This window comes from uncultured Hymenobacter sp., assembly GCF_964243305.1.
Lineage (GTDB): Bacteria > Bacteroidota > Bacteroidia > Cytophagales > Hymenobacteraceae > Hymenobacter.
This window is the reverse complement of sequence record NZ_CAXTEF010000019.1, coordinates 14901-41230: the sequence shown is the minus strand read 5'-3', so window position 1 is coordinate 41230 and position 26330 is coordinate 14901. Positions and strand designations below refer to the sequence as shown.

Here is a 26330-nt window from a genome sequence, read left to right as displayed (position 1 = left end):
TGCCTGGTCACTCTCTATGTCCTATCACGTACTTACCCACAGCAATGGCCAGGAATTCTGCACCACCGAATATGACGAAGGCAACCGCTGGATGCGCACGACCTGGAAGGGTTTCGTGACGGCCCAGGACGGCGAGGCCGGCGCCCTGGAAGTTCTCTCGCTGCTGCGTATTGCCCACGCGCCCTACCTGCTCAACGACAATAGCCGGATCCAGGGGCCCTGGTTTGACTCGGTGGAGTGGCTCGAGCGCGTCTGGGCACCCCAGGCCCAGCGGCTGGGTCTGCGCGCCGTCGCCCACGTGATGCAGCCCGACCCCAACGCCGAGCTGGCCGTCGCCAGCGACCACAACCCCTTTGCCGGCAAGTTTGAGCTGCAGCTATTCAGCAGCGTAGCCGAAGCTGAAATCTGGCTGCGCGAACAGCAGCACTCTTTCGCTACTGAGGGACGGGGACGGCGGCAGGAAGAATTGGCTCCTGAGTAATACTTTCCTCCTCTGCCTGCAAGGCGTAGAGGTAGAGGCGCCAGTGGGCGGCAGGGTCCTCGAACTCGGCCAGCAGGCGCAGGCCGCTGCGGGCGGGCGCGGCCAGCCGGGCCGCGCTAAGGATGAAGCGCCCCCCCAGGCGCCGGAACGCGCCCGCGTCGAGGGCCCAGTCCTGGATGGTGCGCACGGGCGAGGCTGAAATCAGATAGTCGCGGCCCAGCTCGTGGGAAAAGAAAAAGCAGCGGTTGCCCCAGCCGTCGTAGTAGGCGCGCAGCGCGGCGTCTTTGGCCAGCTCGCCGGCGATGAGCGGCCGGAACTGCTGCTTGTAGGGCAGGGGGTAGGAATTCTGGTTGCTGTCGAGGGTATAGAAATCGTTGAGCTGCGCCACGGCCGGCGCCAGGCCCAGGCAGCCCACGCGGTAGCCGGCGGGGGCGCGGCCGGTGTGCCGGGCCAGGTAGCCTTTCACCTGCCGAAACAGCGGCGCGGCCACGTAGCGGGCGTAGTTGGGCGCATCGGGGCGGGGGCGGCCGGCCAGCTCGCGCAGGTTGTTGGTCCACTCTGGGTTCATCAGCAGGCCCGTGAGCAGCTGCGCGGCCACCAGGGCCGCGGCCACCGGCCGGCGCCGGGCCGGCAGCAGGCGCAAACTCAGGGCCAGCACCCCGAAGCCGGCCAGCGGCAGCAGAAAGCCCAGCCGCGCCAGATTGAAGGCGTGCAGCAGCGGCAGCTGGTGCTGCACCAGGGCCACGCCCTGCCCGATGAAGCCGCAGAAAATCCCTACCCCCCCTATTGCGGCCAACCCCGGCGCCAGCCGCCGCGCGGCCACCCGCCAGCCGCCCGGCGCCCAGGCCAGCGCCGCCAGCACCGCCAGGGCCACCGCGCCCCGGAAGAACTGGCTCGAATGATATTGCCCCAAAACCAGGTAGCGCGCGGCCAGCTCCAGCCCCGCCGCCAGCCCGTGCGGCCCCAGCAGGGCCAGGTCGTGCTCGACGCGGTGCGACACGGACTGCCGGCTCACGAGCAAGGAGTAGAACAGCGGGTACTCCACCACCACGTACAGCAGCAGCAATAAACTGGCCACCGCCCCTACCCGGCCCGCCGCCGCCCGCCGCCCTCGGCCCCAGTCATAGAGCGCCAGCCCTGCCAGCGCCCCGCCGATAAACGGCCCCACGAACACGAAAAACGACCAGACCGGAAACGCGGCCACCAGCAGCCACGGCCCTATAGTGCGGTGCCCGCGCCGGTCACCTTCGCGCAGGCGCAGCACGGCCAGCAGCAGCGCCGGTTGCCCCAGCACGGTCAGCCCATAAATTGAGTAAATGGGCAGCGTGGCCCAGGCCAGCGCCAGCCCGGCGGCCAGCCCGCGCCGCCCCGGCCCCGGCAGCCAGCGCCGCCGCAGCAGCGCATACATGCCCCACAGCCCCAGCAGCCGCACCAGCGCCTGATTAATCAGGTACGCCGCCCAGGGCGAAAACCAGCCGAACAGCCACACCGTCGGGTTCAGGCCCGAGCGCAGGGCGTTGCGCGGCAGCCCGTTCATGATGCTCGGGATAACCGTCGTGGGCCGGTAGTCAAACACGACGTGAAACTTATTCAGCAGGTAGGGGCTGCCGATTTCGGTGTCCAGGTTGTCGTGAATAAGCAGGTAGCTGTGCGCCCGCAGCAGCGCAAACGGCAGCAGAAACAGCAGCAGGCCCAGCAAAGCCAGGCGCAAAGGGCGCGAGAAATAGCAGGAGCTAGCGGGCGACAAGGGATTGGCTTACTGCAAAGAATTGAACGGCTAGGGCTGATGAACGGCTAGGGCTGAAGCGGCGGCGGGCCGGCAACCGGAGGGCGGGCCGCCGGGCGCCGCCGCAGCACCACAAAAGGCTCGGTCTGGACGGGAATGAACGCGGCGGCCAGGCTGGCGGACTGCCCGGCTACGCCCGCGTAATAACCGGGGGGTAGGAGCGCATACTCCAGGCCGTGGGCGGCCATGCGCGCCACCAGGTCCGCGACGCGCAGCTGCCCTACCGGCGGGTTCCAGGTCAGGCCGCGGCGGTCGGCATACACCAGCGGCGTATTGGGGGCCTCGTCCACTACCAGCACCAGGGCCTGCCGGCTCACGCCCGCCCGCGCCAGCCGGGCGGGGGCGCCGTGTAGCCAGCGGCAGGTTTGCTCCTGCATCCGGGTGCGCAGCTGCCAGTAGCCGTCGCGCAGCAGCACGCCGCAAAGCAGCAGCAGGCCCGCGCTACTCAGCCAGTAGCGCCCAGTCGTGGCGCGGCCCGCCCGGCCGACGTGGAGCAGGGCCAGCAGCAGGCCCAACACGGCCGGCGGCATAAACGAGCAGATGGCGTAGTAGTCGTGCATAACGAGCTGCCCGCCCATCAGCCCCCCGAACACGCCGCCGATGACACTGCCGGCCAGCCCCAGGAGCGTCAGGGCCGGGTAGCGCCGCAGGGTGGGCCCGGCGCGAACCAGCAGCAGGCCGGCGCCGGCCGCCAGCAGCCCATATTGCAGCGGGGTGGCGTAGGCAGCGCCCCATTTCTGGCCTATTCCCAGCCAAACCGCCCGCAGCGCTTCGGCATCCCGGACCGGGCGCAGCGAGGCCAGAAACTGACTGGAGGCGTACTGGCTGTTGAGCTGGCGGTTATGCAGGAAAAACAGCCCCACGCTGCCCACGGCCACCAGGCCGAGCCCCACCAGGGCCAAGCGCTGGCGGAAGGTGAGCAGCTCGGGCACGAAGAAAGCCCAGCCGAACGCGAAGCATAGCAGCGCGGCCAGGTGCAGGGCCGTGGTGGTCTTGAGCAGCGCCGCCAGCGTGAGCAGAACCACGCTAACTGCTAAATCACGGAACGCGCGCTGGTCACTAAACCGCAGCCAGTAATAGTAGGCTACGAAGCTCAGCGATAAGCTGGCCGGGTCGGGCAGGTAGTTGCCGGCGTAGAAGGCAAACACCGCCGACGAGAGCAGGAAGCAGGCCGGCACCAGCGCCGCCAGAAAGTGCTGTGTGCGCTCGTAGACCAGACAAAACAGGTAATAGAACCCGGTGAGGGCGAGGCCAATGTCGAGCAGGCGAAAAAGCGCGCTGATGGCGTCCCGGCCAAACACGAGCCCCCCCAGCGCGGCCAGGTAGGCGGGCAGCGGAAACTCTACCCCCGTCACGCCCCCCCGCGAGGCCAGCGACGAGGTGCGCGGGTGCCAGAAATCAAATCCAAAATCGTAGAAGTTGAGGGCCAGCGCCAGCCGGTCGCCCTGCGCCCAGGCGTGGATGCCCGAGGGCAGCCGGCTCAGGTAAGGGCCGTAGTAAATAGCCCCGGTCCCGGCCAGCAGCAGCAGCGCCAGCCCGTGCGCAGTCCGCATCCGGGACGGCAAAGAAGTGAAAACAGCTGCTATACGGGAGCGCAAGTTTGGCAGGTAAGCGCCGGACTGGACCGGCCGGGCCCACAAAACTACCCTTTTCGGACTACCCTTTCCGGGGCGCGGTCCGCTGTAAGCCCGCGCGGCCCCTAGCTGCGCGGGTGAAACTCGGTGATGACCTGCCGCAGGTAGTCGCGGTCGAGGTGGGTGTAGATTTCGGTGGTCGTGATGGAGGCGTGACCTAGCATTTCCTGCACCGCCCGCAAATCGGCGCCGCCCTCGATAAGGTGGGTGGCGAAGGAGTGGCGGAAGGTGTGCGGGCTGATGCTCAGGCGCAGGCCGGCGCGCTCGGCCAGCTTCTTGATGGTAGTGAAGACCGTGATGCGCGAGAGCTGCGAGCCGCGGGCGTTGAGAAACACGATGTCTTCGGAGCCGGGCTTGATGTCCAAGTGCCCGCGCACGCCGCTGAGGTAGAAGTTGAGGTGCTTGAGCGCTTCCCTTCCGATGGGCACCAGCCGCTCCTTGTTGCCCTTGCCGAGCACTTTTATAAAGCCCTGGTCGGCGTAGATGTTCGAGAGGCGCAAATCCGTCAGCTCACTCACCCGCAAGCCCGAAGAATACAGCACTTCCAGCAGTGCCCGCGCCCGCAGGCCCTCGTCAGTGCTCAGGTCGATGGCGCCGAGCAGGGTTTCAACCTCGGGATAGCTGAGCGTGTCGGGCAGGTGGCGGCCGGTTTTGGGCGCTTCGAGCGTGTCGGTCGGGTCGAGCTTGAGCAAGTCTTCCATGATGAGGAAGTTGAAGAATGCCTTCAGGCCCGAGAGCGTGCGCGCCTGCGAGGTGGCGCCGAGGCCCAAATCGGTGAGCGTGGCCAGAAAGTCGCGCAAAAGCCGCGTGGTGACCTGCGTGGGACTGGCCCCTACCCGCTCCATTTCCAGAAACTGCTGGAGCTTGCGCACGTCGCGGGCGTAGGCTTCGACGGAGTTGGGCGAGAGCGATTTTTCCAGTTGCAGGTAGCCTTCAAACTGACGAATAGCGGCGGGCCAGGTCATTGAGTGGATGAGGGGGTAGGGAAAAGACAACAAAGAACGTCATGCTGAGCAGAGCGAAGCATCTCGCCCGGGGAAGTAATCAAGCCAACCGAACGTCATGCTTCGCTCCGCTCAGCATGACGTTCTTTGTTGTCCTTCCCACTTGTTTCCAAAGATGAAAGTTTACCTCCTTAACGGCCCCAACCTCAACCTGCTCGGCCGCCGCGAGCCCGCCCTCTACGGCACCAAATCCTTCGACCTCTACCTGCCCGAACTCACCGAAGCCTTCCCCGACCTGACCCTCGAAGCCTTCCAAACCAACCACGAGGGCGTGCTGCTGGATAAGCTCCACGAAATAGGATTTGAGGCCCACACCGGCATCGTGCTCAACGCCGGCGGCCTCACCCACACCAGCGTGGCGCTGGCCGACGCCGTGGCCGCCATCGAGGTGCCCGTGGTGGAGGTGCACCTCACCAACCTGGCCGCGCGCGAATATTTCCGGCAGAAAAGCCTGTTTGGGCGGCACTGCGTGGGCACCATCTCGGGCTTCGGGCTTGAAAGCTACCGCCTGGCCGTACAGTATTTCCAGAGCCGGGAGCGGCGCCCGGTGGGCTTCCGGCGGTAGAGGGGGGGTAGGGAGGAGAACGACCACTCCCCTCCTTTTTTAAGGAGGGGACATTTTGCCGCCGGCAAAATTGGGGTGGTGCGCGTCGTTGAACAAGGTTTGAACAGCCTTACTTGACCGATGCGCTAAACCCTGTTCACGCCTCGTTCCACGACGGGCACTACCCCAGTTGCCACTGCGCGTCAGCGTTCCCTCCTTAAAAAAGGAGGGGAGTTGGTTGTTCCACTTCCCTACCCCCCTCCCCTACCTTTGCCCCCATGTACACGTTCAATCCCGGCCCGGCGGCCGTTTATCCGGCCGTGCGCGGCTACTTGCAAGATGCGTTTGATGAAGGCTGGGTGTCGGTGCCGCACCGCTCCGAGCGGTTTACGGGCATGGTGCGCCAGACCGTCACCGACCTCAAAGCCAAGCTCAATATCCCGCAGGACTACACCGTCCTGTTCCTGTCCTCGGCCACCGAGTGCTGGGAAGTGCTGACCCAAAGCCTGACCCCGCGCCGCTCGTTTCACCTCTACAATGGGGACTTTGGCAAGAAGTGGCTGACCTACGCCCAGGCCCAGCGGCCGACCTCCACGGGCCTGGAATTTGGCCTCGAAGCCCTGCCCGACGTCAATTCCCTGCCCTTCAACTCCGACGAAACCGACCTGGTCTGCGTCACGCAGAACGAAACCAGCACCGCCACCCAGCTGCGCGACCCCTACCTGCTCAACCTCACTAACCGCGTAGGCAGCAGCCTGCTGGCCGTCGACGCCACGTCGTCGATGGCAGGCCTGAACCTCAAGTTTATCCGGGCCGACATCTGGTTTGCCTCGGTGCAGAAGTGCTTCGGGATGCCGGCCGGCCTGAGCGTGCTGCTGCTCTCGCCCCGCGCCGTGGCCCGCGTGCGCGAGGTGAACGAGCGCGCCCACTACAACTCGCTGAGTGAGCAGATTGCCAAGATGCTCAACTTCCAGCAGACCCACACGCCCAACGTGCTGGCCATCTACGTGTTGGGCCGCCTCATGGCTGAGCGCGCGCCCATCCGCGAAGTCCACGACCACCTCGTCGACCGCGCCGACAAGCTCTACAGCTTTTTCGAGCAGGCCGGCCCGCTGCGGCCCCTCATCGAAAACCCCGACACCCGCTCCACCACCGTGCTCGCCCTGCAAGGCGCCGCCCCCCAGATTGAGGACGTGCGCCGCCAGGCCCTGGAAGCCGGCCTCTACCTGGGCTCCGGCTACGGCCCGCTCAAAGCCACGAGCCTGCGCATCGCCAACTTCCCCGCCGTGCCCGATGCGGCGATGGAGCAGCTCGTGCAGCTGTTCGCTAAGCTGTAGTTGAATTTAAAAGGCGGTCATGTAAAAAAGAACGTCATGCGGAGCGCAACGGAGTGGAGCGAAGCATCTCGCAGGGGATAGTAATTAGCGGTAAGCAACGATTGAGTTAGTTACCCGAGCGAGATGCTTCACTGCGTTCAGCATGACGTCCCTTTTTGCTCGTGATTCCCTACCCCACACCCCATGTTCTCGCTTCAGGAAATCCTTTCCGTCACGCTCACGCTCTTCGCCGTGATTGACATCGTGGGCTCCATCCCCATTATCATCCAAATCCGGCAGCGCGAGGGGCGCATCAAATCCGAGCAGGCCACGCTGGTGGCGGGCGTTCTGATGATTGTGTTTTTGTTTGTGGGCCAAAGCATTTTAAGCTTGTTCGGCGTTGATAATCAGAGCTTCGCGCTGGCCGGCGCCATCATTATCTTCCTCATCGGCATGGAGATGATTCTGGGCATCGAGCTGTTCAAATCCGACATCATGGCCTCCACGGGCTCCATCGTGCCGCTGGCGTTTCCGCTCATCGTGGGCGCCGGCACCATGACCACGCTGCTCTCCTTGCGTGCTGCCTACTCGCTGCCCAACGTGCTGGTCGGCATCGTCGTCAACCTGGCTTTCGTGTACCTGGTGCTCAAAACCAGCCCCTGGATTGAGCGGAAGCTGGGCAAGGCCGGCGAGGACATTCTGCGCCGCGTATTCGGCGTCATCCTGCTGGCCATTGCCATCAAGCTGTTCAAGACGAATTTTTAGCGGGGGGTAGGAAAAGAACGTCATGCAGAGCGCAGCGAAGCATCTCGCTCGCGGCACTAATTCAATCGTCTGATTAAGCTTGATTACTACGCAGCCGAGATGCTTCCCTCCGCTGCGCTCAGCATGACGTTCTTTCCTACCCCAAGCCCCTACCCCCATGATTCACCTCTACGCCGACGGCTCCTCGCGCGGCAACCCCGGCCCCGGCGGCTACGGCGCCATTCTGCGCTACGGCGCCCACGAAAAGGAGCTGACCCAGGGCTTCCGCCTCACCACCAACAACCGTATGGAGCTGCTGGCCGTCATCGTCGGCCTCGAAGCCATCACCCGCCCCGAGCTGCCCGTGCTCATCGTCTCCGACTCGAAATACGTCATCGACGCCGTGGAGAAAAAATGGGTGTTCAACTGGGCCCAGAAGCCCGATTTTGCCAAGAAAGCCAACGAGGACCTCTGGCGCCGCTTCCTCAAAATATACAGCCAGCGCAGCGTGCGCTGGCACTGGGTGCGCGGCCACCAGGGCCACCCCGAAAATGAGCGCTGCGACCAGCTAGCCGTGCAAAGCGCGCTCGGTAAGGGGTTGCTGGTGGATGAGGGCTACGAGGCGCTAGCCAGCCCGGCGCGGTAGCGTCCCTACCCCCTGTCCCGTGCCCAACGCCCGTGCCCAACGACTACTTCCAGTTTCAGCAGTTCCGCATTGAGCAAGACCAGTGCGCCATGAAGGTGAGCACCGACGCCTGCCTGCTCGGCGGCGCCACAGACCTGGCTGGCGCCATGCGCCTGCTCGATATCGGCACCGGCACCGGCTTGCTGGCCCTGATGGCCGCTCAGCGCCATCCCACCGTCGAGATTGAGGCTGTCGAAATTGACGAAGCTGCCGCTGCCCAAGCAGCGGCCAATGTGGCGGCCAGCCCCTGGGCCGGGCGCGTGCGGGTGTGGCCGCTGAGCCTGGCCGAGCTTGCCGCGCGCCGGGCCGGGCCGGGCGCCGACCAGCAATTCAGCCATATTATCTGCAATCCGCCGTTTTTTCGGCAGTCGCTGCTCTCGGCGGGGGTAGGGCGGCGGCTGGCTCGGCACGCGACGGCCGCCTCGCTCACGCTCGAAGAAATTGCCGATTTCGCGGCGAGATTTCTCACGGAAAACGGCCGGCTCACGCTGCTGCTGCCTCCGGCCGAGTTGCGACAGTTTCAGGCCGTAGGGGCGGGCCGGGAATTGGCGCTGCAAGCTGACCTACGGGTGCGGCACCGGCCGGGCGGGCCGGTGAAGCGCCACATCGCGGCCTTCGGGCGCGGGTTGGCGACGGGCGAGGGGGTAGGGATGCAGGAACTGGCTATTGAGGACGAGGCGGGCGGCTACTCGGCGGCGTTCCGGGCGCTGCTGGGCGGGTTCTACCTGGCGCTTTAACCCTGGCAGCTGCCGGTTAGGGCAGCAGCTGGGCCAGCCGGCGCAGCTTGTCCTGGTGCAGCGTGTCGAGCAAGTCGGCTTCCAGCGTGCCGAACTCGGCGGCCCGGTAGTGGCGCTGCACCCGGCCGGCCACGAGCACCGTTACCTCATCGGCCAGCTCCAGCAGCGGGCCCAGCAGGTGCGAGGTGAGCAGAATGCCGGTGCCGGCCGCCCGCAGCCGGCGCAGCATCTCCTTGAGCAGCAGGTTGGTGCTCAGGTCCAGGCCATTGAAGGGCTCGTCGAGAATCAGGTACTGGAAGTCCTGCACCAGCAGGGCCAGCAGCGCCAGCTTCTTGCGCATTCCGGCCGAGTAGTCGTCGGCGTACTGGTCGAGGGGCAGCTCCAGCAGCTCGTTCCAGCCGGCCAGGCTCAGCAGCGGCCGGCCCCGCGCTTGCAGGCAGTATTCCACGTATTCGCGGCCCGTCAGGCGGGGGTAGAAGTAGGGCTCGTAGGGCAGCAGGCCGGTGCTCTGGCGCAGGCCGCGGCCGGTGGTTTCGCGCACGGTGCCCTGGTAGTCGGTTTCCAGGCCGTAAAGGCAGTTGATAAGGGTGGTTTTGCCCGCGCCGTTGGCGCCCACCAGCCCGTGCACCGTGCCGGGCCGCAGCGCCAGGTCCACGCCGTGCAGCACCTGCTGGGCGCCGTAGGCTTTGCGCAGGTTTAGAATTTCAATCATTTAATTGACAATAAGTTAGTATAATGAAGAGACGCGACAGTTCGCGTCTCTTCGCGTGGCGAGGGGCGCAGGAATCCCGATGATTTGATTACCCTACCCCTCCCTCTGCGTAGAGACGCGAAGTGTCGCGTCTCTACCTTGTTCTTATTCCCTACCCCCCTCATCATACCGGAACTGCCCCAGCCGCCGCCGGCTCTGCCACAGCAGCCCACCGAGCAGCGCCGCCAGCAGGGGCGGATAAACGGGGTTGCCGGGCTGGCTCAGCACGAAGCCGATGACGATGCCCTGCGAAAACCGAATCAGAAAACCGTTGGGGTAAAAGGCGTATTTAATCAGAATCAGCAGGCCCGTGAGCACGAGCAGCAGCCCCGCCGCGCCGCCCGCCGCGCCCGGTCCGGCAGGGCTCGTGGCCAGCAGCCAGCCAAAGGGCGCCGCCGTGAGCGCGGCGTAGCCCAGGGCCAGCACCAGCCGCCGCCGCAAAAACGACTCTGGCCGCCGCGCCGCCAGCAGCAGCATGGTGGCCGGCTCGGGCGTGCCGTAGCAGGAGAGCACCACCAGCAGCCAGCCGGCCAGAGCCAGCACCGGGCCCAGCGGCGTGGCGTGCTGCCAGAGCGCGCCCGCCAGCAAGGCCAGCCACCACAGTCCGCCCCCTACCCCCCGCATCCCGCTCACCCACTCGAAAGCCTCACTCCGAAACAGGCTGCGCGGCCGGCGCAGCCTGGGCGTCCGCTCCCGCGCCGGGCCGGCCAGCGCCGCCAGTGACGGCAAAATCAGCGTGAGCAGCCCGGCCCCTACCCCCGCTCCCAGCGCCAGCAGGGCCCCGGCCACCGGCAGGGCCAGCAGGGCATACTCGGCCGCCAGCCCGAGGCGAAAATCCGGCCCGGCCGCCCGCAGAAAGACCAGGTCGGGGCGCCGCCGGTGGGCCGACCACACCAAGCCGAGCAGCACCAACGGCACGGCCCACTGCCCGCGCGGGTGCTGGGCTGCCTGCCGCAGGGCCCCGCCGGCAAAAGCGAGCAGCAGCGCACCCAGCAGCACCAGCCGCCACCAGCCCAGCTCGCGCAGCTGCCGGCTCACGACGCGGGCCCGCAAGCGCAGGTAAGCGAGGAGGGGGGTAGGGATGGATGGCATTTAAAAAATTTAGAATTAAGAATTAACAAGAGCGTCATGCTGAGCATGTGGCGCATCAAGCCAGGGATGAAGCATCTCGGGCGGGTAGTAATCCAATCGTTGTTCAAACATTTGAATTAATGCTGCACACCAGATGCTGCGCTGCGCTCAGCATGACGCTCTTGTTAATTCTTAATTCTAAATTATTGATTCTTACTTCCCTGCCCTACCCCTGCTGCTCCACGAAGGCGATGCCGTAATCGGCAGCCAGCTCAGCCAGAATCGGCTCGTATAGCTCGGCCGTTACCGGAATCCCTACCCCCCGCTGCGCCACCAAGCCCTGCGCCAAGCGGCGCACGGCCATGCCCAGGGGCAGGCCCACGGTTTGGGCCATCGCCGTGTGGGTGGCATCGGCGCCGGTCACGACCAGCGAGGCGGTGCGGCGGTGCCGCTGCCCGTGCAGCTCAAACTCAAACTGGTGCTGCATGATAATCTGGTCGTGGTCAGCCGGGCTCAGGGCCCATTTTTCGGTTAACAGTTTTTCCAGCAGCTGGGCCGGCGTGGCATCGGCCAGGCCCACGGTGCGCGCTTCCGAGAACAGGCCCAGCCAGTGCAGGCGGCCCATTTCGGGGCTGTCGGGCGCCAGGTGCAGGTACTGGCTCAGGCGCAGGGGCAGGTCGAAGTGCGGGGCGGCGGGCGCGGGCAGAAAAGCTTCGAGCAGCGCGGGCCAGCTCAGGGTGGCGGCGTTGCCCAGGCGAAAGCTGTCATCCGTCAGGCCCAGTTGCACCAGCGCCTGCCAGGCGGCGCAGTAGCCGGGCCGGCGCAGGGTGCCGCGCAGAATAGTCGGGATGCCGTCGAGGCCGTAGGGGGCGCGGTAGCTGAGCGAGTCGCGGTTGGCGTAGGCTTCCAGCGGGCCGGCGCCGGGCACGGTCAGGGTCTCGGCGCGGGCAAACAGGTGCTGATACGGGATGACGCGCAGCCGGCCATTGTCCAGAAACTGAGCGGCGGGGCCCTGCCCGGCCAGCACCACGTTGCGCGGGTTCCAGGTGAACTTGTAGCGCCAGGGGTTGTCGCCCTCCGAGGCCGGCGCCAGCAGCCCGCCGCAGTACGATTTAAACGACGTCAGCCGCCCGCCTTGCCCGCGGATGTCATCAATCACCTGCATGGCCGACATATGGTCGAGGCCGGGGTCAAGGCCGCACTCCATCAGCAGCAAAATGCCGGCCTGGGCGGCCTCGTCGTGCAGCGCCCGGATGGCGGGGCTCACGTAGGAGGCCGTGGCCAGGTGGCGCCGGTGCCGCAGGCAGGCGTGGGCCACCGGCAGGTGCAGCGCGGCCGGCAGCATGGAAATCACAATGTCGTGCGTGGCCACCAACTCATCGAGCCGCGCTTCATCCTGGCTATCAAAGGCTACGGCGCGCGCGTAGGAGCCGTGGGCGGCCAGCACCGGCGCCAAGTGGGCGGGGCTCACGTCGGCCACGGTGAGTTGCCACCGCTCGGTGAGCGCGTGGCGCAGCAGGTACTGAAGCAGCGAGGAAGCGGAGCGGCCGGCGCCGAGCAGCAGGAGGCGGGACATGCGGTGACGTGGTGACGTGGAACTGCAAAGAACGTCAGCCCAGCGGATGCGCGGTCCTTACGGGGGGTAGGCGACTGGTGTTAAATCCAATCCAGCTCTCTTACCTTTCCCCACTGCTTCCCACACCAAGTCACTCATTCCCTCATTCACCTTGCAACTGCTCCGGCTCACGCTCACCGTCGATGTTTTCGCCTCCGAGGCCGACCTGACTCCGGCCGAGCTGCGCACCTGGCAGGCCGCCCGCGCCGCCACGGCCCACGCCTACGCGCCCTATTCGGGCTTCCGGGTGGGGTCCGCGCTGCTGCTGGCCGATGGGCAAATCTTTCCCGGCACCAACCAGGAAAACGCGGCCTACCCCTCCGGCCTCTGCGCCGAGCGCACGGCCCTGTTTGGGCTGGCCGCCAGCCAGCCGGGCGCCGCGCCCATCGTGGGTATGGCCGTGGCGGGTCGGCCGGCGGGCGGCGATTTCGGGCCGGCCATGCCCTGCGGTGCCTGCCGGCAGGTGATGGTGGAGTATGAACTGCGTCAGGGCCAGCTCATTCCGCTGCTGCTGCCCGGCCCGGCCGGCCAGATTTACCGCTTCGCTTCGGTCGGCGATTTGCTGCCCTTTCACTTCTCGGCCGCCGATTTGCCGCCCCGGCAGTGAGGCCAGCAGAACGACCAACTCCCCTCCTTTTTTACGGAGGGGACATTTTGCCGCCGGCAAAATTGGGGTGGTGCCCGCCGTTGAACGATTGGGAAGAAGAGTTATTTAATTTCCTACCTCTGCATTCAGCCGAAGCCTCGTTCTGCTTTGCTGTTCAACGACGCGCACCACCCCAGTTTCAGCTGCGCTGAAACGTCCCCTCCTTGAAAAAGGAGGGGAGCTTCGACCGCCTATTCTACTTCCCTACCCCCCTCCTTATGACGGAACACCACCTTATCGTGGCCCGCAGCGCCCGCTACTACCAGCTCAATGAGCTGACGCCCGCTACCCGCCGGGTGTGGTTTGTGCTGCACGGCTACGGGCAGCTGGCGGCTTATTTCCTGCGCCACTTCGCGCCGCTGGCCGCGGCCGACCCGGCCCTGGTCGTCCTTGCGCCCGAGGGCCTTTCACGCTTTTACCTCAGCGGCAACGGCGGGCGCGTGGGCGCCTCCTGGATGACACGCGAAGACCGCCTGAGCGAAATCGACGACCAGGTGGCTTACCTCAACCAGCTCGGCGCGCCGGTGCTGAGCGCCGCGCCGCGCGCCGCCATCACGGTGCTGGGCTTTTCGCAGGGCGCCGCCACCGCCAGCCGCTGGCTGAGCCGGGCGGCATTTCGGCCGACGCGGCTGGTGCTCTGGGCCGGCGCCTTTCCCGACGATATGGACTTTACGGTGGCCACCAGCTTGCTGCGCGGCCTGCCCGTGACGCTGGTGGTAGGCGAGCAGGATGAGTACGTCGGCGCCGAGCAAGTGCGGGTCCAGCAAGCTTTTCTGCGAAAGCTGGGCGTCGAGCCGGAGGTAATTCAATTCGCTGGCAAGCACACGCTGGACGCGGGGGTGTTGCAGCAGCTGGCCGCGCGGTAGCGCCGCCGGGCGGTCCGGTTCATTTTACCAAAATGCGCAAAGCCGGCCGGCAAGCGTCCCCTGCAGGGCGCGCACCAGCCGGCTGCCGGCTTCAACTTCATAGCAATCCGAAAATCCCTACCCCCCTGCTTCACGCTGAAGCGGTGCGTGACCGGCGCTTCAGCGGCGTCTCTGCATCAGGAACTGGGTAGCCGAAAGCGGCCGGTTCGCCGGCGATGCCGGTAAACCGGCCGCTGATTAGGGGTCGGGCCGGGCAAATCCCTACCCCCCGCTCGCCCGGCAAACTGCCCTAACTGCCCGCCCGGCGAATGGTAGCCGCGGCAGCCTGCGCGGCGGGCAGCAGCAGCACCTCCGCGATATTCACCCGCGCCGGGCGCGTCACCATGAACTGAATCAGCTCGGCCACGTCCTGCGCCTGTAGCGGCTCGAAGCCTTCATAGACCTTACTGGCCCGCGCCTCGTCGCCCTTGAAGCGCACCCGCGAAAACTCGGTCTCGACCGCGCCGGGGTTCACTTCGGCCACCCGGATGCCGCGGGGCAGCAAATCCAGCCGCATCCCGCGCGTGAGCATGGCCACGGCCGCCTTGCTGGCGCAGTACACGTTGCCGTTGGCATACGCCTCGTGCCCGGCAATGGAGCCGATGTTGATAATAAAGCCGCCCTCGCCTATAAGCGGCAGCACGGCGCGGCTCACGTAGAGGAGGCCCTTCACGTTGCCGTCGAGCATCCGGTCCCAATCGGCCGGGTCACCGTCCTGAATCGGGCTCAGCCCGTGGGCGTTGCCGGCGTTGTTAATCAGCACATCAATTTGCTGAAACTGAGAGGGTAGGGAATTGATGGCGGCCTCCACGGCGGCTTGCTCGCGCACATCGAAGGTCAGGCTGTGCACCGGCGTCGGCGCCACCTCGGCCGCTACCTCGGCCAGCCGCTCCGGTCGGCGGCCGGCAATGATGAGCTGAAAGCCGGCCTGCGCCAGCGCTACGGCCGTGGCCCGGCCAATGCCCGACGAGGCGCCGGTGATGAAAGCGGTCTTCATGTCGTGAGCGGCTTCTTAGCTGGCAGTTTCTTGTTTATACCTGTCATGCTGAGCGGGCGAAGCATCTTCCCCCCGTAGAACGAGCAGTGGCTTTTGATTACCGCGTCGTTTAGGCGTGAGAAGATGCTTCGCCCGCTCAGCATGACAGAAAGAAATTTTACTCAATATTCAGGTACAGCGTCACCGTGTTGCTTTTTAAGCTTTGCAAACGCTGGCTGTAGCCGTCGGGGCGGGGCGTGAGCAGGTTGCGCAGGCCGTGCGAGAAGCGCAGCTCCGGCCCAAACTTAAACAGGGGGTAGAACAAGTCCAGCCCGAAGCCATATTCCAGCGTCAGGTCCTGCTTGCTGAGGCGCACCTGGTTGCGCAGCGGGTCGTTGAGGCGGGTGCCCACGGTGCGGCTGGGCTTGACGCCGCCGATGAAATACACGCGGGTGTTGCGGCGGCGCTGCGACTGATACTTGAGCAGTAGGGGCAGCTCCAGCTGCGTGGTGCCCACTTCCTGGGTGTTCAGAGTGTCATTGGGCCCGCCCAGGCTCTCAAACTCGACCCGGCGGGTGAGGAAGCTTACGCCGGGCGCGAAGCGCAGGTGAAACGGCGTGCTGGGCGGTCCGAGCCGAATGTCGCCGATAAACCCTACCCCCCCACTGGGACTATTAATGGCATTGGCCGCCAGGTTGCTTTGCTGAATGTAGGTGGCCGACTGCTCGACCAGAAACCGGGAGTTGCTGAGCGCGATGTAGAAGCCGGGCCGGAAAAAGCGGTTGTTGTAGGCCGGCAGGTTATCCACCGTCACGCTCTTGACCATGCCGTTTTTGCCGCGGTTGATGTCCTTGCTGCGCTTGCGCTGGGCCTGGGCGGCCAGCGGCAAGCTCAGGGCCAGGGCCAGCAGCAACCCACGGGAGACACTATTTTGAAAAGAAAAAACCGGGCGCCGCGAAGCTATTTGCGGGCCGTGTAAACCGAGCTGATGCCGAAAGTGAGGGGTTGCCATGCGGGGTCAGTAAAGCCGACGCGGGCCAGGATGGCCAGAAAGTCGGGGCCGTCGGGGAAGGCCTGCACCGATTCGGGCAGGTAGGAATAGGCGGCGCGGTCCTGGGAAATCAGCTTGCCCAGGCCCGGCAGCACCCGGCGGAAGTAAAAGTTATAGGCTTGCTTGAGCGGAAACGCAGTGGGCTTGCTGAACTCCAGCACCACGAGCTGGCCGCCCGGCCGCAGCACCCGCCGCATTTCGGCGAGGCCCTTTTCGAGGTGGGCGAAGTTGCGCACCCCGAACGAGGCCGTCACGGCATCGAACTCATTGTCCGCAAAGGGCAGGTTCTCGGAGTCGCCCAGCTCCAGCCCGATGCGGTGGCTCAGGCCCTTGGCGGCCAGCTTGCGGCGCCCGACTTCCAGCATTCCTTCCGAGATGTCGATGCCGGTGATGGTGGCGTCCGGCGCGGCGGCCCGCAGCGTTTCGATGGCGAAGTCGGCCGTGCCGGTGGCAATGTCCAGGATGCGGGCCGGCCGCAGGCTTTTCAGCTCATTCACGGCCTTGCGGCGCCAGTAGATGTCGGTGCCGGCGCTGAGGAAGTGGTTGAGGAAATCGTACTTGCCAGCGATGCTGTTGAACATCTGCGCGACCTGCGATTTCTTGTCGGCAGAATCTTCTTTGTAGGGGACAACGGCCATAGGAGTGGGCAAAGAACGGGACTATCCCCGGAAAAAGTGTGCAGTGCAAACGCCGCCGGCCGGTATTTGTTAATCGTGACGCACAAGCGAAAGAGGTTGCGCGCTGCAATTCCCTACCCCCCACAAAAAAGCGGGCCGGACAAATGTCCGGCCCGCTTCCCGTTTAGCATGGCTTACGCTTACTCGACTTTGGTTTTCACCTTGTCTTTCTGGCCATCAGCATCTTTGGCTTTCGAGTCGATTTCCCCATCCTTGGTGATGGTTTTCGACTTTTCGTTGTTAGCACCTTTGGTTTTTACCTTCACCTTATCGGAATCCTCGTCCACTTTGGTTTTCACCTTCGTGCCATCCGACATGATAACCTTGCTCTTGCCGGGAACCAGCGGCGCAGCAGCCGGAGCGGCGGTATCGCCCGCTGCCGGAGCCGGAGCGCTGGTAGCGGCCGGCTGCGGGGCGGGAGCTGGCTCGGGCAGCACGGCGCGGATTTCGTCGCGGCGGTTGAGCTGCATGTTCTCCGGCGAGTCGTTCGGGGCGGCCGGGCGGCGCTCCCCGTAGCTTACCGTAGCCAGGCGGCTCTCGGCGATGCCGTTGCGGGTGAGGTAGCGGCGGGCGGCGTCGGCGCGGTTCTGGCCCAGCACCTGGTTGTACTCGTCGGTGTTGCGCGAGTCGCAGTGACCCTCAATCGAGATGTTTAAACCGGGATTAGCCTTGAGGCGGGCGCTGATGTCATTGAGCACCGTGATGGCCTCGGGGCGCAGCTTGTACTTGTCGGTATCGAAGTAGATGCTGCCTAGGTTGGCCGCCGCCAGGCTCGTCGTATCCACGTAGTTCACGTAGAAGTTCTTCGTGATAGTTGTCGAGTCGTTGAACGAGTTCGGCACGGCAAACTCCTGGGTTTCGATGTTCTTGCCATCCTTGCTCACCGCCACCTGGTAGGTGCGGCCCGAGAGCACGGTCACGCCGTAGGCGCCGTCCTGCTTGGTCACGTCGCGGTAGCTGAGCGGCGTCTTGTCGGCCTGCGTGCCGCTGAACACCAGCTCGACGCCCGGAATCACCTGCGTGCTGTCGCCGCGCGCCGAGAACACCTGCCCGCGGATGTTGGCGTTCTTGATGTAGTTAATCGTGTAGATGTCCTTCTCGCCGTAGCCGCCGATGCGGTACGAACTGAGGTAGGCGTAGGAGCCATCCGGCGCGAGGCGGTAGTAGGAGTCATCGTCGGGCGTATTCACCGGATAGCCCATGTTCTCGGCCCGGCCCCAGCGGCGGCCCACGCTATCGTACTCCGACTTGAAGATGTCGTAGCCGCCCATCGTGTTGTGGCCGCGCGAGCTGAAGTACAGCGTCTTGCCGTCCTTGCTCACGTACGGGCTGTCGTCGTCATACTTGGTGTTGATGGCGGCGCCGAGGCTCTTGGGCGTCCCAAAATCGCCATTGCCCTCGCGCGTGGCGTAGTAGAGGTCCAGCGTGCCATCCTCCGAGTACTTGCCGGTGGCGAAGTACAGCGTGCGGCCATCGGGCGTGATGTAGGCGTCGCCTTCGTAGGACTTGGAGTTGATGTTGCCGTTCAGCGGCTTGGGCGCCGTCCACTCGCCGCCGACTTTATCGGAGACGAAGATGTCGCCGTTGTTGTCGTTGCGGTACATGAGCAGCTTGCTGTCGTTGTCGAACAGTTGGGTCGAGCTGTCGTGGCCCTTGCCGTTGAGCACGCCGCTCAGCGAGCGGGGCTTCTCGTAGTTGTCGTCGTCGATGCGCTTGGTCTCGAAGATGTCCTCGTAGTACTCGCCATCGGCGGCCAGGCCTTTCTTCTTGCCGTCGGCACCCACCACGTTCTCGCCGCGCGAGGTGAAAATCAGCGTTTTGTCATCTGACGAGATAACCGGACTGTGCTCAGCGTAGGCCGTGTTCACGGTCGGGCCCAGGTTTTTGACGAAAATGTCCTTGGGCGTGTTGAAAAGCACCTTGGCGTCCTTGCTGTGCTGAATCAGCTGGGCTACTTCCTCCCGGCGGGTGTCGTTCTTCTTCTTAAGCGTGGCGTTATAGGCCTGGTAGTGCGTGATGGCCTCGTCGAAGTTGTAGTTCAGGTGGTCAACCCGGCCCAGGTAATACTCCACGTCCTTCGACACCTTAGGCTTAAGCCGCTGAGCCTTATAGATGTAGTCGCTGGCCTTTTCCTTGTCAAAGGCGAGGTACGAGATGCCGGCCCGAAACAGCGCTTGCGCGTTGTTGGGGTCTTTGGTCAGCACCTGCTCGTAATACGGAATGGACGCGCGGTAATTCTCCTGCTCGAAAAACTTGTTGGCGGCCTTGAGCTGCTTGCGCGTGCTTTGGGCTAGCGTGGGCTGCGCCACGGCCGCCGTAAGAGCGAAGGCGCAGGAAACTTGCAGTAACCTTCTGGATAAGTTGTCCATTGGAGGAAGAGTTGGGTAAAAAAGAAATGGCGAAGGGAAGAGCAGGACCGGAGGCCTACGAGAATTCAGACGGGCGGGGCAGCAAAAGTTCTAGTGGGCGTCTTATACTTAAAAGCAAGTCTAGGGTTGAGCTTCGGTGCCGACAAGCTGGTTTTTCAAGCCGGGCCGCCGCACCGAACCGGGCAAAGATAGGTCTTTTGCTCCTTGACGACCAAGCAGCCACCATTTACGCCGTTGCCCGGCTTAAGGGCCCGGTTGAGCGGCTTTTGCGGCCGCGGCCAAAGCGCGCAAATATAAAGGCAGGTGGCAAAATCCGGTTTCAGCCCTTTGCTATATACCGGTCGGGCCGCCGGGTAACCCATTACTTTTGCGTTTCTTCTGTTTTTGGTCTCGTCCTTCTGGTTTCTTTTGCTTCCCCATGCTCATCCGCGACGCCCGCTTCGTCACCAGCAACACCCGCGTGGAGCTGTGCCCGGCCCCAACCCTGCCCGAATACGCCTTCATTGGCCGCTCCAACGTGGGCAAGTCATCCTTGCTCAACATGCTCACCCAGCGCAAGGGCCTGGCCAAAACGTCGCAATCGCCGGGCAAAACCCAGCTCATCAACCACTTTCTCATTAATGAGGAGTGGTATCTCGTCGATTTGCCCGGCTACGGCTACGCCCGCGTCAGCAAGGAGTCGCGCACCGAGTGGGCCCGGATGATCAACTTCTACCTGCGGCGCCGCGAGAACCTGGCCTGCGTAGCCGTGCTGGTCGATTCGCGCCACGAGCCGCAGGCCGTCGATTTGGAGTTCATGGCCAAGCTCGGCACCGAGGGCGTGCCCTTCGTGATGGTGTTCACCAAAACCGACAAGCAGTCGGCCAGCCGCACCCACGACCTAGTGCAGGCTTACTTAAAGAAGATGAGCGAAACCTGGGACGAGCTGCCGCGCTACTTCCTCACCTCGGCCGAAACCGGTCTGGGCCGCGATGAGCTGCTCGATTTCATCGGGGACGTCAACCGCGAGCTGGCCGCGCAGGCGGCCGAAATTCCTACCCCCCCTCCCGCCGCCGAAGCCGGCCAAACCGGCACTTCTGCGTAGATTGGCCCCGTAATTGAAAGGGCTGGCGCTTTGGTAGTTCTGCCTTTTCTCCCTTTAAATACATGAAAAAGACACTTTTTCCCGCGTTGACTCTTAGTTTGATGCTGGTGGCGGCCTCGGCGGCGCAGGCCCAAACCAAGGTCAAGGTGAAAACCAAAACCGACGCCCCTACCCCCCCCGCCCAGTCCGAAACGGCTGAGGCGCGCCCGGCGGCCCAGCAAGGCACCGGCATCAGCAGCGTGGGCAAGACCATTCCGGTAGCCGAGTACTACGAGGGCGGGCAGGAGGCCATGTACGCCTTCATCGCGCAGGAGCTGAAATATCCGCTGCTGGCCAAGCGCAATCGTATTCAAGGCCAGTGCATTGTGAGCTTCACGCTCAACCCCGATGGCACGATGAGCGGCGTCAAGCTGGTCAAGCAGCTCGGCGGCGGCACCGGCGAAGAGGCCCTGCGCGTGGTGCGCCAACTCAAGTTCAAGAAGCCTGAATACCCCATCCTCACCAGCCTGCCTATCAACTTCAAGCTCGGCGTGACGGGCGCGAATACGACGCAATAAACTTTCAGTGAACAGTTATCAGTGAGCAGTGAACAGTATCGTTTTAGCTGCTTCTGATAACCTGTTCACTACTCACTGATAACTGTTCACTGTAAAAGATGCCCTACGATTTAAAAGAGCTGGCCGCCATCAGCGGAATGCCGGGGTTGCACCGCCTGCTACGCCCGGCCCACCACGGCGTGCTGGTCGAGAGCCTGGCCGAGCGGCCCGTGCGCACGCTGGCCCCGGCCAAAAACAAAGTGTCCTTGCTGAGTGAGATTTCCATCTATACCGAGGACCCCGACGTGACCGTGCCGCTCACGGAGGTGTTTGAGCGCATTCATCAGCAGCACGGCCCGACTCTGCCCGTGTCGGCCAAGTCCGGCGAAAGTGAGTTGAGCAGCTTCCTGGCCGAAATCATCCCCGACTACGACCGCGAACGGGTGTACCAGTCGGACATCAAGAAGCTGGTTACCTGGTACTCGCTCGTCAGCCAGCACCGCCCCTACCAGGAGGCTCAGGAGGCGGCTTCGGAACCGGAGTCGGCACTGACCAACCCCGAGGCGCCCGCCACCGCGGAGCCCACCGCCGACGAGCCGCTGAGCACCGGCGGCATCATCAGTGAGCTGGACCCCGAGCCTACCCCCACCGGCGACCCCGAAGTGACGCAGACGGGCGCGAAGAAAAGCCGCAAAGAGGCAGAGTAGTTTCGACTTTATAGAAATTAAAAAGGCCGCTGCCATTGCCGCAGTGGCCTTTTTTCGTTGTCGCTGCCCATCTATAATTAGCTGCTGAGCTACCGGTTATGAACGACACCTTCCTGCTCTACGGGGCCACCGGCTACACCGGCGAGCTGCTGGCCCGCGAAGCCGTGCGGCGCGGTCTGCGCCCCATCCTGGCCGGGCGCAATGCCGCCGCCGTGCGGGCGCTGGCCGAGGCGCTGGACTTACCCTGGCGCGCCTGCGCCTTGGACGATGCGGCGCGGCTCGACACGGTTTTGGGCGAGGTGGCCTGCGTGCTGCACGCGGCCGGGCCGTTTGCCCACACCTCAGCGCCGATGGTGGCGGCCTGCCTGCGCACGGGCTGCCACTACCTCGATATCACCGGCGAGATAGACGTATTTGAGGCGCTGGCCGGGCACGATGCGGCGGCGCGGGCGGCGGGCATCCTGCTGCTGCCGGGCGTGGGGTTCGACGTGGTGCCCTCGGATTGCCTGGCCCGCCACCTCAAAGACCGGCTGCCCACGGCCAACCGCCTTACGCTCGCGTTTCGGGGGCTGGGGGTGGGCATCTCGCACGGCACGCAGGCCACCATGCTGCTGGGCGCCGGCGCGGGCGGCACCGTGCGCCGCAACGGCGCCCTCATCCCTACGCCGCCGGCCTGGAAAACCCGGCATATCGACTTTGGCAGCGGCCCCAAGCTGGCCGTCACTATTCCCTGGGGCGACGTGGCGACGGCCTTCTACTCGACCGGCATCCCGGATGTGGAAGTGTTCATGGCCGCGTCGCCCTCGGCCGTGGCCTTGCTGCGCGCCAGCCGCTACGCGGGCGGCTTGCTGAGCAGTGGGCCCGTGCAGCGGTTTTTGCAGGGCCGTATTCCGGCCGGCGGCCCCGACGCCACCCAGCGCGCCCAGGGCCGCACCCAGCTCTACGGCGAGGTCTCCGACAAGCAGGGCCGCCGCGTGGCCGCTCGCTTGTCGGGCCCCGAAGGCTACACCCTGACGGTGCTCGCCGCGTTGCACATCACCGAGAAAGTCTTGCGCGGCGACTATCAGCCCGGCTTCCAGACGCCCGCCAGGTGCTACGGCGCCGGGCTGGTGCGGGAGCTGCCGGGCGTGAAGGGGTTTGAGGAGGTAGAGGGGGTAGGGAAACGTCCGTCATCCTGAACGCAGCGCAGCGGAGTGAAGGACCTTATCAAGTTAGAACAAGCACTAACTATCAATTACTGCCTCGTTCTGCGGGGATAAGGTCCTTCGCTGCGCTCAGGATGACGGACGTTTCCCTACCCCCCTCACGCCCTCGCAACTAGCTCCGTCGCCTCAGCCGCCTTCTCTTTGGCCAGAAATGCCTCGACCCGCTCTACCAGCTCGCGGCTGCCGATGAAGATGGGGCAGCGCTCGTGCGGCGCCTGCGGCTCGATTTCCATCGTGCGCGAAGCGCCGTTGGAGCTGCGCCCGCCGGCCTGCTCCACGATGAAGGCCAGCGGGTTGCACTCGTACATGAGGCGCAGCTTGCCCTGCGGGCCCTTGGCCGTGGCCGGGTAGAGGTAGATGCCGCCCTTGAGCAGGTTGCGGTGAAAATCGGCCACCAGCGAGCCGATGTAGCGGGCCGAAAACTGCTGGCCTTTGCACTGCTTGACGAAGGCGGCCACCCCCGGCGAAAACGAGTCGGAGCTGCCCTCGTTTACGGAGTAGATGTTGCCGGATTGGGGAATCTGGATGGCGGGGTGCGAGAGGAAGAACTCGCCCAGCGAGTTCTCATACGTGAAGCCGTTCACGCCATTGCCGGTCGTATAGACCAGCATCGTGCTGGAGCCATAAATCACGTAGCCGGCCGCCACCTGATGCGTGCCGCGCTGCAAACAGTCGGCCACCGTGCCCGCGCGGCCGGTGGGCGACACGCGCCGGTAGATGCTGAAGATGGTGCCGATGGACACGTTCACATCAATGTTGGAAGAGCCGTCGAGCGGGTCGATGGCCACCACGTACTTGCCCTGCACGTTGCCGGTCTGAATCAGCTCGTCGTCTTCCTCCGAGATGATGGTGCAGACCTCGTCGCCGTTGCGCAGCGCCCGGATGAAGCGGATGTTGGCAATCACGTCGAGCTTCTGCTGGTCCTCGCCCTGCACGTTCTGGTCGCCGTAGGCGCCGGCAATGTCGATGAGGCCGGAGCGGTTGATTTCGCGGTTTACAATCTTGGCCGCCAGGGCAATATCGCGCAAGAGCTGCGACAACTCGCCCGTGGCATAAGGGAAATCCTCCTGCTTGCGCATGATAAAGCGGTCGAGGGTTGTGCCGACGGGCAGGGCGTACTTGGAGGAGTCCATCAAAACGGGGTTGCGGGGTGGGAAGGGGGGTAGGGAATACCAGCAGAATGGGGCGCAGCGCGCGGGCAAAGCTAGTTTTTTTCGGGTGGATGCCCACCCCGGCGGCGCGGGCTTCTACCTTTGCGCCATGCAGCAGGCAGCTTCTTTGCAGGTCTATAAATTTGGTGGCGCCTCGGTGCGGGACGCCGACGCCATCCGCAACCTAGCGGCCATCGTGCGGACTCATGGCGCCGGCCGGCCGCTGCTGATTGTGGTGTCGGCGATGGGCAAAACCACCAACGCGCTGGAGGAAATATTCGGGCTGGCTCACGCCGGGCACGACTACCAGACGCTGCTGGCGCAACTCACCGGGTTTCATCTGGCCGTCGGGCGCGAGCTGCTGGGTCCCGGCGCCGGCGCAAGCGACGAGTATGGCGCGCTCGCCGTGGCCGTGGGTGACACGAGCTTGGGCAGCCTGCTCGAAAGCCTGCGCGAGCGCCTGGGTCGGATGCGCCCCGGCGAGTACGACCGGCAGTATGACCAAGTGGTGAGCTACGGCGAGCTGCTCGCCTCGCTGCTGGTGGCCAGTGTGCTGGGGGCCGACTGGCTCGACTGCCGCCCGCTCATTCGCACCGACCGCAGCTGGCGCGAGGGCCGCGTGGACTGGCCCACCACCGAGCGCGCCGTGCAGGGGGGAGTAGGGCCGCGCCTGGTGCGGGGCGTGGTCGTGACGCAGGGCTTCGTGGGCAGCACGGCTTCCGGCGTCACCACCACCCTGGGCCGCGAGGGCTCCGACTACTCGGCTGCTATCTTCGCCTATTGCCTTAAGGCGGAGAGCGTCACGATTTGGAAGGACGTGGCCGGCCTGCTCAACGCCGACCCGAAAATCTTTCCCAATACCATTCGCTACCCCGAGATTTCCTACCAGGAGACCATCGAGATGGCCTACTACGGGGCCAGCGTCATTCACCCCAAAACCCTCAAACCCCTGGCCGAGCGCGGCATCCCGCTCTACGTCAAGTCGTTTCTGGACCCGGCGGCCCCCGGCACCGTCATCCACGACTGCCGCCACGGGCTACTGGCGCCGGCCTTCATCCGCAAGACCGGGCAGTGCCTGGTTTCGTTTGAGAGCAAGGACTTCGCGTTTATCTCGGAAGAAAACCTGGAGGTAATTTTCGGCGCGCTGGCCCAGGCGCGGCTGAAAATCAACCTGATGCAGAACTCCGCCATCAGCTTTTCGGTCTGCCTCGACTATAATGAGCGCCGCCTGGCTGAACTGCTGGCCTTGCTGCGCGAGCAGTTTGCCATCCATTATAACACCGACCTAACCTTATTCACTATCAAAAACTACGACGCCACCAGCGTGCAGCAGCTCACCGCCGGCCGGCAGCTGCTGCTGGAGCAGCGCACCCGGCAGACATTTCAATTTGTATCGGCATGAAAATGCAGTTTCGATTATTTCGCGCTCAGCACAACGGCCTGCGCTTTGAAATTGAAGAAGACCTCCCTCGGGTTGGAGCCTATTTGTACCGATACGAAGGGGAGGAAACTACTCACGACTACCTCCAGGATTCAATTGAGGATTGTAAAGAATTTGCGCTGGAAGAATTCGGAGTACCATTAGATTCCTGGGTTTTTCTGAAGATGCTTGATTCTCAAACTGACATTCCGTTTGTAGATAACTATCTCTCCTAACTCACCTGCGCCGTTCGCATCTGCGACATCACGGTTAATCTATACCATCTGCGATACGATTAATGGAACTCCTTACCCTCATGCCCCAGGCCCGCCCGCACGTCGCCCACCTCCAGCTTAACCGGCCCAAGGAGCTGAACGCGCTGAACTTGCAGTTGATGCTCGAAATCCGCGACGCGCTCAAGGCCCTGAACGAGGACGACACGGTGCGCGTGGTAGTACTGAGCGGCAACGAGCGGGCCTTCGCGGCGGGCGCCGACATCAAGCAGATGGCCGGCCGCACCGCCATCGACATGCTGCTGGCCGACCAGTTCAGCACCTGGGACCAGATTCGGCGCTTCCGCAAGCCGCTGCTGGCGGCCGTGTCGGGCTTCTGCCTGGGCGGCGGCTGCGAGCTGGCCATGACCTGCGACCTGATTGTGGCCTCCGAAACGGCGCAGTTCGGGCAGCCCGAAATTCGGCTCGGCACCATGCCCGGCGCCGGCGGCACCCAGCGCCTGACCCGCGCCGTGGGCAAGAGCAAGGCGATGGAGATGGTGCTCACCGGCGAGTTCATCTCGGCCGCCGAAGCCCAGCGCTGCGGCTTGGTGAGCCGGGTCGTGCCCGTGGAGCAGTACCTGGAAGAAGCCTTCCGCGTGGCCGCCAAGATGGCGGCCATGAGCCCCGTGGCCGCCCGCCTGGCCAAGGAATCCGTCAACCGCGCTTTCGAGACGCATCTGGACGAGGGGCTGCACTTTGAGCGCAAGAATTTCTACCTCACCTTCGCCTCCGAAGACCAGAAAGAAGGCATGGCCGCGTTCGTGGAAAAGCGCCCGGCTGACTTTAAGGGCAGGTAAAAGGAACGTCATGCCGAACATTCTGCGCTTATAGCAGAGACGCAGCGGAGTGAAGCATCTCGCGGGCAGCACTAATCCGCTTCTTCAACGATTAAATTACTTCCCCACGCGAGATGCTTCACTCCGCTGCGTCTCTGCTATAAGCGCAGAATGTCCGGCATGA

Annotated in this window: 26 protein-coding genes; 15 read left to right on the top strand and 11 right to left on the bottom strand. The window is 64.4% G+C overall.

Annotated elements, in window-relative coordinates:
- Positions 1-16 precede the first annotated feature (16 nt).
- Complete coding sequence (locus tag ACFE70_RS12170; RefSeq protein WP_375418021.1) at positions 17-481, top strand: hypothetical protein; 465 nt, start codon at positions 17-19, stop codon at positions 479-481.
- On the opposite strand, the gene ACFE70_RS12165 is transcribed toward ACFE70_RS12170, so the two are convergent.
- The 3 genes from ACFE70_RS12165 to xerD form a co-directional block, all read right to left on the bottom strand.
- Complete coding sequence (locus tag ACFE70_RS12165) at positions 435-2192, bottom strand: DUF6044 family protein (RefSeq protein ID WP_375418020.1); 1758 nt, start codon at positions 2190-2192, stop codon at positions 435-437. The two genes, ACFE70_RS12170 and ACFE70_RS12165, sit on opposite strands and share 47 nt — an antisense overlap.
- An 83-nt stretch (positions 2193-2275) precedes the next feature.
- Positions 2276-3820 carry a glycosyltransferase family 39 protein gene (locus ACFE70_RS12160; RefSeq protein ID WP_375418019.1) on the bottom strand — a complete coding sequence of 515 codons (1545 nt, stop codon included), beginning with the start codon at positions 3818-3820 and terminating at the stop codon, positions 2276-2278.
- A gap of 146 nt (positions 3821-3966) precedes the next feature.
- Positions 3967-4866, bottom strand: a complete 900-nt coding sequence (gene xerD / locus ACFE70_RS12155; RefSeq protein ID WP_375418018.1) for a site-specific tyrosine recombinase XerD — start codon at positions 4864-4866, stop codon at positions 3967-3969.
- A gap of 154 nt (positions 4867-5020) precedes the next feature.
- Here xerD and ACFE70_RS12150 point away from each other — a divergent pair, with 154 nt between their 5' ends.
- The 5 genes from ACFE70_RS12150 (at position 5021) to ACFE70_RS12130 (ending at position 8931) form a co-directional block, all read left to right on the top strand.
- Complete coding sequence (locus ACFE70_RS12150) at positions 5021-5470, top strand: type II 3-dehydroquinate dehydratase (protein WP_375418017.1); 450 nt, start codon at positions 5021-5023, stop codon at positions 5468-5470.
- A gap of 257 nt (positions 5471-5727) precedes the next feature.
- Positions 5728-6786, top strand: a complete 1059-nt coding sequence (locus ACFE70_RS12145) for an aminotransferase class V-fold PLP-dependent enzyme (protein WP_375418016.1) — start codon at positions 5728-5730, stop codon at positions 6784-6786.
- 183 nt (positions 6787-6969) lie between these two features.
- Entirely contained in the window at positions 6970-7530 is a 561-nt protein-coding gene (locus tag ACFE70_RS12140) for a MarC family protein (RefSeq protein WP_375418015.1), read from the top strand.
- Positions 7531-7687: 157 nt separating this feature from the next.
- Positions 7688-8155: a ribonuclease HI gene (gene rnhA, locus ACFE70_RS12135; protein WP_375418014.1), complete on the top strand. Its 468-nt coding sequence runs from the start codon at positions 7688-7690 to the stop codon at positions 8153-8155.
- Between the two features lie 32 nt (positions 8156-8187).
- Positions 8188-8931, top strand: coding sequence for a tRNA1(Val) (adenine(37)-N6)-methyltransferase (locus ACFE70_RS12130; protein WP_375418013.1), 744 nt, complete (start codon positions 8188-8190; stop codon positions 8929-8931).
- Between the two features lie 16 nt (positions 8932-8947).
- On the opposite strand, the gene ACFE70_RS12125 is transcribed toward ACFE70_RS12130, so the two are convergent.
- From ACFE70_RS12125 to ACFE70_RS12115, 3 genes are all read right to left on the bottom strand, one after another.
- The gene (locus ACFE70_RS12125) at positions 8948-9643 is read right to left on the bottom strand and encodes an ATP-binding cassette domain-containing protein (protein WP_375418012.1); all 696 of its coding nucleotides are present in this window, start codon (positions 9641-9643) and stop codon (positions 8948-8950) included.
- A gap of 144 nt (positions 9644-9787) precedes the next feature.
- Positions 9788-10774: a hypothetical protein gene (locus ACFE70_RS12120; protein WP_375418011.1), complete on the bottom strand. Its 987-nt coding sequence runs from the start codon at positions 10772-10774 to the stop codon at positions 9788-9790.
- 205 nt (positions 10775-10979) lie between these two features.
- Positions 10980-12329 (bottom strand): saccharopine dehydrogenase family protein, encoded by a 1350-nt coding sequence (locus ACFE70_RS12115; protein ID WP_375418010.1) that lies wholly within the window; start codon positions 12327-12329, stop codon positions 10980-10982.
- A 151-nt stretch (positions 12330-12480) separates the two neighbouring features.
- On the opposite strand from ACFE70_RS12115, the gene ACFE70_RS12110 reads away from it, so the two are divergent.
- Both ACFE70_RS12110 and ACFE70_RS12105 read left to right on the top strand, forming a co-directional pair.
- A complete protein-coding gene (locus ACFE70_RS12110) occupies positions 12481-12975 on the top strand; it encodes a cytidine deaminase (RefSeq protein WP_375418009.1) in 495 nt (164 codons plus the stop codon).
- A 257-nt stretch (positions 12976-13232) separates the two neighbouring features.
- Positions 13233-13880, top strand: a complete 648-nt coding sequence (locus ACFE70_RS12105) for an alpha/beta hydrolase (protein WP_375418008.1) — start codon at positions 13233-13235, stop codon at positions 13878-13880.
- A 289-nt stretch (positions 13881-14169) separates the two neighbouring features.
- Here the strand turns inward: ACFE70_RS12105 and ACFE70_RS12100 are convergent, their stop codons facing one another.
- The 4 genes from ACFE70_RS12100 to ACFE70_RS12085 form a co-directional block, all read right to left on the bottom strand.
- Positions 14170-14916 carry an SDR family NAD(P)-dependent oxidoreductase gene (locus ACFE70_RS12100; RefSeq protein ID WP_375418007.1) on the bottom strand — a complete coding sequence of 249 codons (747 nt, stop codon included), beginning with the start codon at positions 14914-14916 and terminating at the stop codon, positions 14170-14172.
- 157 nt (positions 14917-15073) lie between these two features.
- Positions 15074-15808 carry a porin family protein gene (locus ACFE70_RS12095; protein WP_375418006.1) on the bottom strand — a complete coding sequence of 245 codons (735 nt, stop codon included), beginning with the start codon at positions 15806-15808 and terminating at the stop codon, positions 15074-15076.
- Between the two features lie 47 nt (positions 15809-15855).
- On the bottom strand, positions 15856-16584 hold the full coding sequence (ubiE, locus tag ACFE70_RS12090; protein WP_375418005.1) for a bifunctional demethylmenaquinone methyltransferase/2-methoxy-6-polyprenyl-1,4-benzoquinol methylase UbiE: 729 nt from the start codon (positions 16582-16584) through the stop codon (positions 15856-15858).
- A 179-nt stretch (positions 16585-16763) separates the two neighbouring features.
- A complete protein-coding gene (locus tag ACFE70_RS12085; RefSeq protein WP_375418004.1) occupies positions 16764-18992 on the bottom strand; it encodes an OmpA family protein in 2229 nt (742 codons plus the stop codon).
- A gap of 418 nt (positions 18993-19410) precedes the next feature.
- Here ACFE70_RS12085 and yihA point away from each other — a divergent pair, with 418 nt between their 5' ends.
- From yihA to ACFE70_RS12065, 4 genes are all read left to right on the top strand, one after another.
- Positions 19411-20076, top strand: coding sequence for a ribosome biogenesis GTP-binding protein YihA/YsxC (gene yihA, locus ACFE70_RS12080; RefSeq protein WP_375418003.1), 666 nt, complete (start codon positions 19411-19413; stop codon positions 20074-20076).
- Between the two features lie 62 nt (positions 20077-20138).
- On the top strand, positions 20139-20633 hold the full coding sequence (locus ACFE70_RS12075; RefSeq protein WP_375418002.1) for a TonB family protein: 495 nt from the start codon (positions 20139-20141) through the stop codon (positions 20631-20633).
- A 98-nt stretch (positions 20634-20731) separates the two neighbouring features.
- Positions 20732-21319 (top strand): DUF5606 domain-containing protein, encoded by a 588-nt coding sequence (locus ACFE70_RS12070; RefSeq protein ID WP_375418001.1) that lies wholly within the window; start codon positions 20732-20734, stop codon positions 21317-21319.
- Positions 21320-21417: 98 nt separating this feature from the next.
- Positions 21418-22497 (top strand): saccharopine dehydrogenase family protein, encoded by a 1080-nt coding sequence (locus ACFE70_RS12065; RefSeq protein ID WP_375418000.1) that lies wholly within the window; start codon positions 21418-21420, stop codon positions 22495-22497.
- Between the two features lie 125 nt (positions 22498-22622).
- Here the strand turns inward: ACFE70_RS12065 and fbp are convergent, their stop codons facing one another.
- Positions 22623-23657: a class 1 fructose-bisphosphatase gene (gene fbp / locus ACFE70_RS12060; protein ID WP_375417999.1), complete on the bottom strand. Its 1035-nt coding sequence runs from the start codon at positions 23655-23657 to the stop codon at positions 22623-22625.
- An 85-nt stretch (positions 23658-23742) separates the two neighbouring features.
- Between fbp and ACFE70_RS12055 the strand changes: the two genes are divergently transcribed.
- The 3 genes from ACFE70_RS12055 (at position 23743) to ACFE70_RS12045 (ending at position 26167) form a co-directional block, all read left to right on the top strand.
- Positions 23743-25077 carry an aspartate kinase gene (locus tag ACFE70_RS12055; protein WP_375417998.1) on the top strand — a complete coding sequence of 445 codons (1335 nt, stop codon included), beginning with the start codon at positions 23743-23745 and terminating at the stop codon, positions 25075-25077.
- Entirely contained in the window at positions 25074-25331 is a 258-nt protein-coding gene (locus ACFE70_RS12050; RefSeq protein WP_375417997.1) for a hypothetical protein, read from the top strand. The genes ACFE70_RS12055 and ACFE70_RS12050 overlap by 4 nt, the downstream gene beginning before the upstream one ends.
- Before the next feature lie 62 nt (positions 25332-25393).
- The gene (locus ACFE70_RS12045) at positions 25394-26167 is read left to right on the top strand and encodes an enoyl-CoA hydratase-related protein (RefSeq protein ID WP_375417996.1); all 774 of its coding nucleotides are present in this window, start codon (positions 25394-25396) and stop codon (positions 26165-26167) included.
- The last annotated feature ends 163 nt before the right edge of the window (positions 26168-26330 follow it).

Bases quoted from the DNA above. Each gene is read 5' to 3' on its own strand.
- ACFE70_RS12170 (WP_375418021.1), top strand. From the start codon at position 17: ATGTCCTATCACGTACTTACCCACAGCAATGGCCAGGAATTCTGCACC.
- ACFE70_RS12160 (WP_375418019.1), bottom strand. From the start codon at position 3,820: ATGCGGACTGCGCACGGGCTGGCGCTGCTGCTGCTGGCCGGGACCGGG.
- xerD (WP_375418018.1), bottom strand. From the start codon at position 4,866: ATGACCTGGCCCGCCGCTATTCGTCAGTTTGAAGGCTACCTGCAACTG.
- ACFE70_RS12150 (WP_375418017.1), top strand. From the start codon at position 5,021: ATGAAAGTTTACCTCCTTAACGGCCCCAACCTCAACCTGCTCGGCCGC.
- ACFE70_RS12145 (WP_375418016.1), top strand. From the start codon at position 5,728: ATGTACACGTTCAATCCCGGCCCGGCGGCCGTTTATCCGGCCGTGCGC.
- ACFE70_RS12140 (WP_375418015.1), top strand. From the start codon at position 6,970: ATGTTCTCGCTTCAGGAAATCCTTTCCGTCACGCTCACGCTCTTCGCC.
- rnhA (WP_375418014.1), top strand. From the start codon at position 7,688: ATGATTCACCTCTACGCCGACGGCTCCTCGCGCGGCAACCCCGGCCCC.
- ACFE70_RS12125 (WP_375418012.1), bottom strand. From the start codon at position 9,643: ATGATTGAAATTCTAAACCTGCGCAAAGCCTACGGCGCCCAGCAGGTG.
- ACFE70_RS12120 (WP_375418011.1), bottom strand. From the start codon at position 10,774: ATGCCATCCATCCCTACCCCCCTCCTCGCTTACCTGCGCTTGCGGGCC.
- ACFE70_RS12115 (WP_375418010.1), bottom strand. From the start codon at position 12,329: ATGTCCCGCCTCCTGCTGCTCGGCGCCGGCCGCTCCGCTTCCTCGCTG.
- ACFE70_RS12105 (WP_375418008.1), top strand. From the start codon at position 13,233: ATGACGGAACACCACCTTATCGTGGCCCGCAGCGCCCGCTACTACCAG.
- ACFE70_RS12100 (WP_375418007.1), bottom strand. From the start codon at position 14,916: ATGAAGACCGCTTTCATCACCGGCGCCTCGTCGGGCATTGGCCGGGCC.
- ubiE (WP_375418005.1), bottom strand. From the start codon at position 16,584: ATGGCCGTTGTCCCCTACAAAGAAGATTCTGCCGACAAGAAATCGCAG.
- ACFE70_RS12085 (WP_375418004.1), bottom strand. From the start codon at position 18,992: ATGGACAACTTATCCAGAAGGTTACTGCAAGTTTCCTGCGCCTTCGCT.
- yihA (WP_375418003.1), top strand. From the start codon at position 19,411: ATGCTCATCCGCGACGCCCGCTTCGTCACCAGCAACACCCGCGTGGAG.
- ACFE70_RS12075 (WP_375418002.1), top strand. From the start codon at position 20,139: ATGAAAAAGACACTTTTTCCCGCGTTGACTCTTAGTTTGATGCTGGTG.
- ACFE70_RS12070 (WP_375418001.1), top strand. From the start codon at position 20,732: ATGCCCTACGATTTAAAAGAGCTGGCCGCCATCAGCGGAATGCCGGGG.
- ACFE70_RS12065 (WP_375418000.1), top strand. From the start codon at position 21,418: ATGAACGACACCTTCCTGCTCTACGGGGCCACCGGCTACACCGGCGAG.
- fbp (WP_375417999.1), bottom strand. From the start codon at position 23,657: ATGGACTCCTCCAAGTACGCCCTGCCCGTCGGCACAACCCTCGACCGC.
- ACFE70_RS12050 (WP_375417997.1), top strand. From the start codon at position 25,074: ATGAAAATGCAGTTTCGATTATTTCGCGCTCAGCACAACGGCCTGCGC.
- ACFE70_RS12045 (WP_375417996.1), top strand. From the start codon at position 25,394: ATGGAACTCCTTACCCTCATGCCCCAGGCCCGCCCGCACGTCGCCCAC.